General features: G+C 62.3%; 10 protein-coding genes. 1 reads left to right on the forward strand and 9 read right to left on the reverse strand.

Going from position 1 to position 8,801, the window contains the following annotated elements:
• Positions 1 to 66: 66 nt before the first annotated feature.
• The 9 genes from BMY84_RS25285 to BMY84_RS25325 form a co-directional block, all read right to left on the reverse strand.
• Positions 67 to 564 (reverse strand): GNAT family N-acetyltransferase, encoded by a 498-nt coding sequence (locus BMY84_RS25285; protein ID WP_093087625.1) that lies wholly within the window; start codon positions 562 to 564, stop codon positions 67 to 69.
• The gene (locus BMY84_RS25290) at positions 561 to 1,472 is read right to left on the reverse strand and encodes a DMT family transporter (protein ID WP_093087627.1); all 912 of its coding nucleotides are present in this window, start codon (positions 1,470 to 1,472) and stop codon (positions 561 to 563) included. Before BMY84_RS25290 ends, BMY84_RS25285 begins: the two co-directional genes overlap by 4 nt.
• An 8-nt stretch (positions 1,473 to 1,480) precedes the next feature.
• Positions 1,481 to 1,861 (reverse strand): type II toxin-antitoxin system VapC family toxin, encoded by a 381-nt coding sequence (locus BMY84_RS25295; protein ID WP_093087628.1) that lies wholly within the window; start codon positions 1,859 to 1,861, stop codon positions 1,481 to 1,483.
• A complete protein-coding gene (locus BMY84_RS25300; protein WP_093087630.1) occupies positions 1,848 to 2,117 on the reverse strand; it encodes an AbrB/MazE/SpoVT family DNA-binding domain-containing protein in 270 nt (89 codons plus the stop codon). The genes BMY84_RS25295 and BMY84_RS25300 overlap by 14 nt, the downstream gene beginning before the upstream one ends.
• Before the next feature lie 52 nt (positions 2,118 to 2,169).
• Positions 2,170 to 3,330, reverse strand: a complete 1,161-nt coding sequence (ispG, locus tag BMY84_RS25305) for a flavodoxin-dependent (E)-4-hydroxy-3-methylbut-2-enyl-diphosphate synthase (RefSeq protein ID WP_093087632.1) — start codon at positions 3,328 to 3,330, stop codon at positions 2,170 to 2,172.
• A 67-nt stretch (positions 3,331 to 3,397) separates the two neighbouring features.
• Positions 3,398 to 4,699 (reverse strand): OmpP1/FadL family transporter, encoded by a 1,302-nt coding sequence (locus BMY84_RS25310; RefSeq protein ID WP_093087633.1) that lies wholly within the window; start codon positions 4,697 to 4,699, stop codon positions 3,398 to 3,400.
• 434 nt (positions 4,700 to 5,133) lie between these two features.
• Positions 5,134 to 6,501: a phosphoglucomutase/phosphomannomutase PgmG gene (pgmG, locus tag BMY84_RS25315; RefSeq protein WP_093087635.1), complete on the reverse strand. Its 1,368-nt coding sequence runs from the start codon at positions 6,499 to 6,501 to the stop codon at positions 5,134 to 5,136.
• Positions 6,498 to 6,932, reverse strand: a complete 435-nt coding sequence (locus BMY84_RS25320) for a J domain-containing protein (RefSeq protein ID WP_093087636.1) — start codon at positions 6,930 to 6,932, stop codon at positions 6,498 to 6,500. Before BMY84_RS25320 ends, pgmG begins: the two co-directional genes overlap by 4 nt.
• Positions 6,932 to 7,738 (reverse strand): division plane positioning ATPase MipZ, encoded by an 807-nt coding sequence (locus tag BMY84_RS25325; RefSeq protein WP_093087638.1) that lies wholly within the window; start codon positions 7,736 to 7,738, stop codon positions 6,932 to 6,934. The genes BMY84_RS25320 and BMY84_RS25325 overlap by 1 nt, the downstream gene beginning before the upstream one ends.
• Positions 7,739 to 7,845: 107 nt before the next feature.
• On the opposite strand from BMY84_RS25325, the gene panC reads away from it, so the two are divergent.
• On the forward strand, positions 7,846 to 8,691 hold the full coding sequence (gene panC, locus BMY84_RS25330) for a pantoate--beta-alanine ligase (protein WP_093087639.1): 846 nt from the start codon (positions 7,846 to 7,848) through the stop codon (positions 8,689 to 8,691).
• The last annotated feature ends 110 nt before the right edge of the window (positions 8,692 to 8,801 follow it).

Here is an 8,801-nt window from a genome sequence, read left to right on the forward strand (position 1 = left end):
TCACAGCCCTCTATCCCACTCTGGTCGTGCTGGCGCGCGGCCTGCTTGCCGCAACCATGATTTTCGTCAGCGTTGAGGATCGGCTGAAGAACTGAGTGCCACCAGCGCAGCGCCATCGACCCGCTGCACCGTCCATTCGTCCATCGGCCGCGCGCCCAGTGCACGATAGAAGGCGATGGCGGGCGCATTCCAGTCGAGCACCGACCATTCCAACCGCGCGCAATCCCGTTCGATCGCCAGTTGAGCGAGACGGGCGAGCAGGGCCTTTCCAGCACCAAGGCCCCGCGCCTCCGGCAGCACGAACAGATCCTCCAGATAGAGGCCCGGCCGTCCTTCGAAGGTCGAGAAATTATGAAAGAAGAGGGCGAAGCCGACCGCCACGCCATCATGCTGCGCGATCAGCACTTCGGCCATGGGCCGCGGGCCGAACAGATAGCGGGCGAGCGTAGCGCGATCCGCCTTCACTTCATGCGACAGCCGCTCATAGTCGGCCAGTGCCAGGATGAAGGCCTTTATGGTGTCGATGTCGTCTGCCTGCGCTTCCCGAATGACGATATCGCTCATGCCGTGCCTGCCTCCACATGGGGGGCCTGATCAAAAGCATCGGCCCGCTTGGTGCGCGCCGCGATAAGGCAGGCCGCGACGATCAGCAATGTCCCGGCGATGGTGGTCGGCATCACCTTCTCGCCAAAGGCCAGCCAGCCGACGATCGCCGCCCAGATGAAGGCGCTATATTCGACCGGGATCAGGCGCTGCGCCTCCGCCCGGGCATAGGCCCAGGCCAAAGCGGCCAGCGAGGTAAAGGCCAGGGTCGCCGCCAGCAGCACCAGCGGCACCGCTCCAGCCGGGGGAAGCATCGCCCAGAAAGGCGCGCCAAGCGCGAAGATGCCCAGCATGACAAGGTGCTGGAAGAAGGCGACCTCTATCGGGGAGGCGCGCTGGGCCTGCTGGCGCTGCAGAATGAGATTCCAGGCGAAAAGCAGGGCCGATCCCAGCACCGCCAGCGCGCCGAGCAGAGCATTGGCGTCATAATCGCCGCGCAACCGGCCCGACAGGATCACGCCGACACCGACCAGACCAAGCAGGGAAGCGGCGATCGCCTGTCGCCCGACGCTTTCCTTCAGCAGCAGTGCCGCCAGATAGAGGGCGATCAACGGCGCGATGAAGGACAGCGCGATCGCTTCGGCCAGCGGCAACCGCATGATCGCCCAGAAGAAGAGCGACGCCATCGCCGCCACCACCGTACCGCGCAGCAGATGGAGGCGCAGTACGGCGCGGGTCGGCCAGCGCTGGCGCGTCACCAGCATCAGCGCGAGGCCGAGGATCGTACCGGTGATGGCCCGCCACAGCAGGGCATTATAGAGGCCGATGGAAAGGCTAAGCCCCTTCATCGCGGCATCCATCACGGAAAAGAGTGCCACACCGGCGCAGCAGACGGCGAAGGGAATCGCGAGAGGACGAGCAGCAGACATGGATGAATTTATCGGACGAACCGAATATTGACGCCAATGTCGATGTCTGCCCACATCCTGTCTGCGGTGAGAACCGGCGCGTTCAAAATGCGGGCGAGGGCAAGACAAGCGCGATCACCCAGTGACAATCCACGATGCTGAACCATTGGCCACAGAGAAGCCGCATAACGCGCATGTTCTTCATCATGCGGGACAATATCGAGTTGCAGCCGGTCGATCAAAGCTTCCACTGTCGGTTGATCCAGCTCCAGACTATGTGTTTTCACCAACACTTCCTGAAGATTTACGGCAGACATGGCATATTGTTGGTCGGGCTCGTCCAGCCAAGCATCGCTGTCGGGCTCACCCCGCAAAATTCCGATGATAACGGACGAATCAACTATTATCATTAAGTTCGGCTTCTTCGCGAGCGGCTTCAAAACGCCGTTCGGCGATGAAGTCGTCCACCGTGAATTCACGGCCTTTCAACATCCGCTTAAATTCGGCCTGAACCTCGCGCACCACCTGCCGATAGCTTTTAACAGTGAAACCATCGCCGTCATTTTCCAACACAAGCCGCTCGCCGTCCTTGAAACCCAGTTGTTCGCGCAAAGCAGCCGGGATGATCATCGCGCCATCAGGCGTCATGTTCACGCTGTAGGACACGGCACTTCCTCCTCGGTAGATATGTAGCATGATCTGCCGGTAGGGAACAATCTTACTCCGCCGCTTCGACCTTGCCCGCGTCGGTGGATTCCGCTTCCAGATTGGCGGCTTCGATCTCCGCCGCCTTGGCCTCGACCAGCTTGACGATGTGATCGACCATCCCAGCATCCGCAATCGTGTGGTCGGTGACGCCCGACAGATAGACCATATGCTTGCCATTGCCGCCACCGGTGAGGCCGATATCGGTTTCGCGGGCTTCGCCCGGACCGTTGACGACGCAGCCCAGCACCGACAGCGAAAGCGGCGTATTGATATGCTGAAGCCGTTCCTCCAGCGCCTGCACCGTGCGGATGACGTCGAAACCCTGTCGCGCGCAGCTGGGGCAGGAGATGACCTTGACGCCGCGGGTGCGGATGCCGAGCGATTTCAGAATCTCATAGCCGACGCGGACTTCCTCCTCCGGTTCGGCGGAGAGGGAGACGCGGATCGTGTCGCCAATGCCGGCCCAGAGCAGGTTGCCGATACCGATCGCGCTCTTCACCGTACCGCCGATCAGACCGCCGGCTTCGGTGATGCCCAGATGCAGCGGGCAATCGACCGCTTCGGCAAGCTGCATATAGGCGGCGACGGCGAGGAAGACATCGCTGGCCTTCACCGCGACCTTATATTCGTGGAAATCCTGATCCTGGAGCAGCTTGATATGGTCGAGCGCGGACTCCACCAGCGCTTCGGGGCAAGGCTCGCCATATTTTTCGAGCAGATCCTTTTCGAGGCTGCCCGCATTGACGCCGATACGGATCGAGCAGCCATTGGTCTTGGCCGCGTCGACCACTTCCTTCACGCGCTTTTCCGACCCGATATTGCCCGGATTGATACGCAGGCAGGCCGCGCCTGCATCGGCGGCTTCCAGCGCGCGCTTGTAGTGGAAATGAATGTCCGCGACGATCGGCACGCGCACGGCGCGGACGATCTGCTTCAATGCCGCCGAGGATTCCTCGTCCGGGCAGGACACGCGGATGATGTCGACGCCCGCATCCTCGCACCGGCGGATCTGGTCGATCGTCGCCTTGACGTCATGCGTCAGCGTGTTGGTCATCGTCTGCACCGTGACCGGCGCGCCGCCACCCACGGGCACATTGCCGACCATGATCTGGCGGCTCTGGCGGCGGGCAATATCGCGCCAGGGACGCAGGCCGGGATTATGGTCGGACATGAAAAAGGGGCTCCGTAAACTACGGAGCCCCTATAGGGATTTTTGATTACAGTTAGAAGCGCTGGCTTCAGAAACGCACGGTCATCGATGCGGCGACCTGATCGGCATTGCCGCTGGTCTGCGCCAGCGTCGTCGCGGTGACGGTGGCCGGCGAGGGATAATAGCTGTCCGGACGGATGATGTTCGCCTTTTCCACAAAGGTATGGGCGTAGCTGACATTGAGCGCGGCGGCCGGCGAGATGTTAAAGGTCGCGCCGCTGGTCAGCCAGACGCGATCGCCATCGGGAACCCGCGTGGTCAGATGCTGCGGATTGGTGGGCGAGCGATCGAACATGGTGCCGGCGCGCAGGGTGAGCGCAGGGCTGACATCATATTCGCCGCCCACGCTGACCGAATAGCTGTCCTTATAATCCAGTTCCTTGTTGGTCGTGCCGGTGGCCGAGGTGACGGCGATGCCCTTGAAGCGCGACCAGTTATACCATTTTCCCGTGACCATCGCGCGCAAATTGGGGGTCAGCTTGTGCATCATGCTGATCGTGGCGATATCCGGCAGGTTGAGCGGCGCGGTCGCATCAAAATCGCCGTTGGCGCCAGCCAGCAGGCCGGTGAGGCCCGAAATGCTCTGCGTACCGGCCAGCTTGTGGCTGACGCCGGAGCGATAATGGGCGCCGAAATTGGTGTCGCCGGTGGTGTAGAAGATACCGGCATTCCAGCCGATCGACCAGTCGTCGCCCTTCAGGCTGGCAAAGCCGTCGGTCGTGGCGAGCGGCGAAAGCTGGGGCAGCGCGTTAGTCAGCGTCGCCTTCACATATTGCACGTCCACACCGCCGCCGATCGACAGGCGATCGGTCAGCTTATAGGCGGCCGAGGGCTGGATATTATAGGTTTTGAGATCGGTGTAGAGCGAGTCATAGCGGCCGAAGAAATCATCATCATATTCCAGCTTCAGGCCGAAAGGCGCGTTCACGCCCAAGCCAACCCACAGCCGGTCGGTCACCTGCGCTGTCGCATAGAAGCTGGGGACCGGGATGACGCTTTCGAACGGATTGCCGCCGTCGCTGCCGCTGATCGGTACGCGGGCGGTCGATCCTGGGATGGACCGATAGCTGCCACGATTGGTCTGATGCGCCGTCGCCAGTAGCGCCGAGGCACCGGCCGAAATCTGGACGCCGTGCAACTGGGTCATCGCCGCCGGATTGAAATAGATGGTCGAGGGATCGTCACCTGCCGCAGCGCCACCAGACAGCGCGCGGCCGATTTCGATCGGGGACTGTTCCTGGAGATAGAAGCCGCCAGCAAAGGCCGGCATCGGGGCAGTGACTGCCCCGGCGACCAGAAGAAAACGGCTGATGGGACGGCTGGGGAACATGGCAAATCCTCTACTACTTGCGACTCTTCTCATGCCGGTTGGCGCCGCTTCAACGCGCAAATCCAGCTTATGAGCCACTTGGCTTAGCAAGGATGAAGTTAATTTCCAGTGTGGCGGCGATGGAAAAGGCCTCATTCGCGGCGCCCGCAATGGTTAGCGCCGCGTGGACGCTACGGCGGGGTCGGAATGCACCGACCGAAAAAAAGCAAAAAAAAAGCCGCCCAGAAGGACGGCCGTGAAGTTTTAGGAGAGGATGCCTGAAAGGCGAGTTCCTTTTGCGGTGCAGCGACAATTGTCGCAAATGCGAAACATGGAGGGTCGATTGCGTTTTATGCAATCGTTCTCAAATTCCTTAATTTCCGTAAGGGAAAGTTGCGGAAAGAAACGATAGCGATACCAGAATTTTTTCTGGCGACAGCGTGAACCGAAGAGATTCAGGCCCTTGTGATACCCGAATCAGCGAGTTGCGAATCAATCTGGGCCAGCAGACGCGCTAAACCTGATTCATCCGCGGCTTCAGCGCGAGCGACCAAAGCCGCTTGCGTATTGGACGCGCGCAGCAGCCACCAGCCGTCGGACGTGCGCACGCGGGCACCATCGATCGCGCACAGATCGGCCCCTTCCGCGCGGAGACGGGCCAGCACCTCTTCAACGACGGCGAATTTGCGGGCTTCGGGGGCGGGAAAGCGCAGTTCCGGGGTGATCAGGCTGATGGGTAGCGTGTCGTAAAGCTGAGTCACGCTTTGGCCGGTTGCACCCACGAGGCGGATCAGGCGGATGGCGGCGTACAGCGCGTCATCATAGCCGGGATAATCGTCCGCGAAGAAGAGATGGCCGGTGGTTTCGCCGCCCAGCGGGCTGCCGATCTGCTTCATTCTGGACTTGATATGGCTGTGGCCGGTCTTCCACATGTCGGGCTGGCCACCCAGCGATGCGATGCGGTCGAGTACGGTCTGGCTGGCCTTCACATCGGCGACGATCGGCGCATTTGGCCGGTTTTTCAGCACCGCCCCGGCGAAGAGTCCGAGCAACTGGTCGCCCGATATGGCCCGGCCGCGGCTGTCGATCACACCGATCCGGTCGCCATCGCCATCGAAAGCCACACCGAAATCGAGCTGCTTGTCGCGGACAAGGGCGCGCAGGTCGGCCAGATTCTTCTCTTCGGAAGGATCGGGGTGATGGTTGGGAAAATGACCGTCTATATCGGTGAAAAGCAGATGATGCTCACCGGGGAGCAACTGCACCAGTTTCTCCACCACCGGCCCGGCCGCGCCATTGCCCGCGTCCCAGCCGATGCGACAGGCCGGACCGTCAAAGCCCTGCATCAGCCGCGCGACATAGCCATCCATGATATCGACCGTTTCGACCCGGCCCGCGCCGGAATCCCAGTCGCCCGCCGCCGCCATGATGCCCAGAGTCTGGATATCGGGGCCGAAGAAAGGCGCATGCTGTTTCACCAGCTTGAAGCCATTCTGGTCGCCGGGATTATGGCTGCCGGTTATCTGAATGCCGCCATCCACATCGCCCGTTACTTCGGCATGATATAGCATCGGCGTGGGACCAAGACCGATGCGCAGCACATCGATCCCGGTTGCGACCAGTCCGTCGACCAGCGCCGATTCCAGCATCGCTGAACTCAGCCGCCCGTCATAGCCGACCGCGATGCGCCGGCCACCGGACCGGGCGATGACCGTGCCGAAACTGCGGCCCAGCGCCCAGGCATCAGCGGCATGCAGCGTGTCGCCCACCGTGCCGCGCAGATCATAGTCGCGCAGCAGAGTCGGATCGAACCCATGAGTCACTGACGGTCCTGATCGTCCAGCAGCAGGTCGCGCGCGGCGTTGATCTGGGCGGCGAGCGCTTCTGTGCCGCCCTTGTCCGGATGGACCGAAGCGATCAGGCGACGATGGGCCGCGCGGATCGCCGCCACATCGGCATTGGCCGCGACGCCGAGCAGGGCGCGGGCCTGGGCGACATCGTCATTGCGGGGTGGTGCGGGTGGCGGAGCAGCCCGTTTGGCGGCCTTCGTCCTGGCATTGCCCTGTTTGGCGAAGAAGAGCGCTGCGCCGATCAGCAGGGGGGCGCCGATCACCGGCTTGCCCTTGGCCGCCAGCACTGCGCCGACCAGCGCCGCGCCCAGCGCCATGCCATCCTTTGCCGTCATGCGTTGCAGCCTTCCCGTCCAGATCAGCCAGATGGCAAGGCCAGCCAGCAGCAGAGTGAGCCCGCCCATCAGGCGGCGCCGAGCAGGTCCAGCGACACCGCGCCATCATCGGTGGGCAGAGCGAGGCCGGACACCATTTCCCGCAATTCCTGCCGCGCGGCGATATGGCTGACGCCCAGTTCGCCCAAATGCCCCTTGTCGAGCAGGGTAAGGCCCGAGGGGAAGAGTTCACGGAAGATGACGCGCTCCGACAGGCCCGGAATGACGCGGAAACCGACGCGGCGCGAGAGTTCCATCAGCGCGTCGCCGACCCGCTTCTTGTTGCGGGCATCATGATGCTGGACACGGTTGCGCAGCACGACCCAGTCGATCGTGACGCCGTCGACCTTCGCCCGCGTCTTGCGCGCATCGAAGATGAGTTCGGAATAGAAGGACAGGCGGCGGACCTTGAAGGTTTCCGGATCGACCTGACCGATGAGGTCGAAATCGACGAAACTGTCGTTCATCGGCGTGACCAGCGTATTGGCGTGCGGCGCCAGATGGCGGGCATAGATATCGTCGCGGCCGGGCGTATCGACGACCAGAAAATCCTTGCCTTGCGCCAGATTGATGACCTGATCGTCCAGGGCGTCGATACTGTCGCCGGTGAACACGTCGAAATCGGGCATGGGCAGGTCGATACCGCGACGGCGGGCGGTTTCCTGACGATTTTCCATATAGCGGGTCACGGTGCGCTGGCGCGGATCGAGATCGATCATGCCCACGCTGTGCCCCAGTGCGCTCAGGGCAATGGCGGTATGGACCGCCGTGGTCGACTTGCCGGTCCCGCCCTTTTCATTGGCGAAAACGATAAGATGCGGCTGCGGATTCGCCATTGCCCCTGATAACCCCGTTGATTGTCGCAATGTTTGTTGACGGTCGCGCCGGCGCCAGCCTAGCAGGACATCGCTATCCTGTTGCCCTTATCGGAGCCGTTCCATCCGTGCAAACGCTGCGTGACCTGCCCGCCCTTCGCTCTGCCGTTCAGACGCTGAAAAGCGACCGAAAGCCGCTGGTTCTGGTGCCTACCATGGGCGCCTTGCATGACGGGCATATGGCATTGGTGGAGGAAGCGCGGCGGCATGGGCGCCATGTCGTGGTGTCGATCTTCGTCAATCCGCGCCAGTTCGGCCCGAACGAGGATCTGGCCGCCTATCCGCGGCGGGAGGCGAAGGATGCGCAGATGCTTCAGGCCGCCGGGGTCGACATATTATGGGCGCCGACCGTCGACGTCATGTACCCAGCCGGCTATGCCACCAACATCAGCGTCACAGGGATCAGCGACGGGCTGGATGGCGCGGCGCGGCCGGGCCATTTTGACGGGGTGGCGACCGTCGTCACCAAGCTGTTCAACCAGGTGCGGCCCGATGTCGCGATCTTTGGGCAGAAGGATTATCAGCAACTGGCGGTGATCCGCCGCTTCGTGGCGGACCTCAATCTGCCGATCGAGATTGTCGGCCTGCCGACCCAGCGGGCCGAAGATGGCCTCGCCCTCTCCTCCCGCAACGCCTATCTCAGCGAAGAAGAGCGCAAGGCGGCGCTGGCCCTGCCCCGCGCGCTGGGTGAAGCGAAGCGGCAGATCGAGAAGGGTGAGCCGGTCGAAGGCGCGCTGGCGCAGGCGATCGCATCGCTGGCGGCTCATGGTTTCGGGCCGATCGACTATGTGTCGCTGTGCGATGCCGCGACGCTGGAGCCGATGGCGGTGCTGGATCGCCCGGCACGGTTGCTGGGCGCGGCGAAGCTGGGCAAGACCCGACTGATCGACAATATCGCGGTCGATCCGGTCTGAGTAAGAACCACTGCGCTAGAGCATCGCGCTTGAAATAGGAATCGAGGGATTCCCATGAGGTCGGAAATGTGATTCACCGTTGTTGGAGGTGGATCATGGGGAAATTCTAT

The organism is Sphingobium sp. AP50 (assembly GCF_900109095.1).
Lineage (GTDB): Bacteria > Pseudomonadota > Alphaproteobacteria > Sphingomonadales > Sphingomonadaceae > Sphingobium.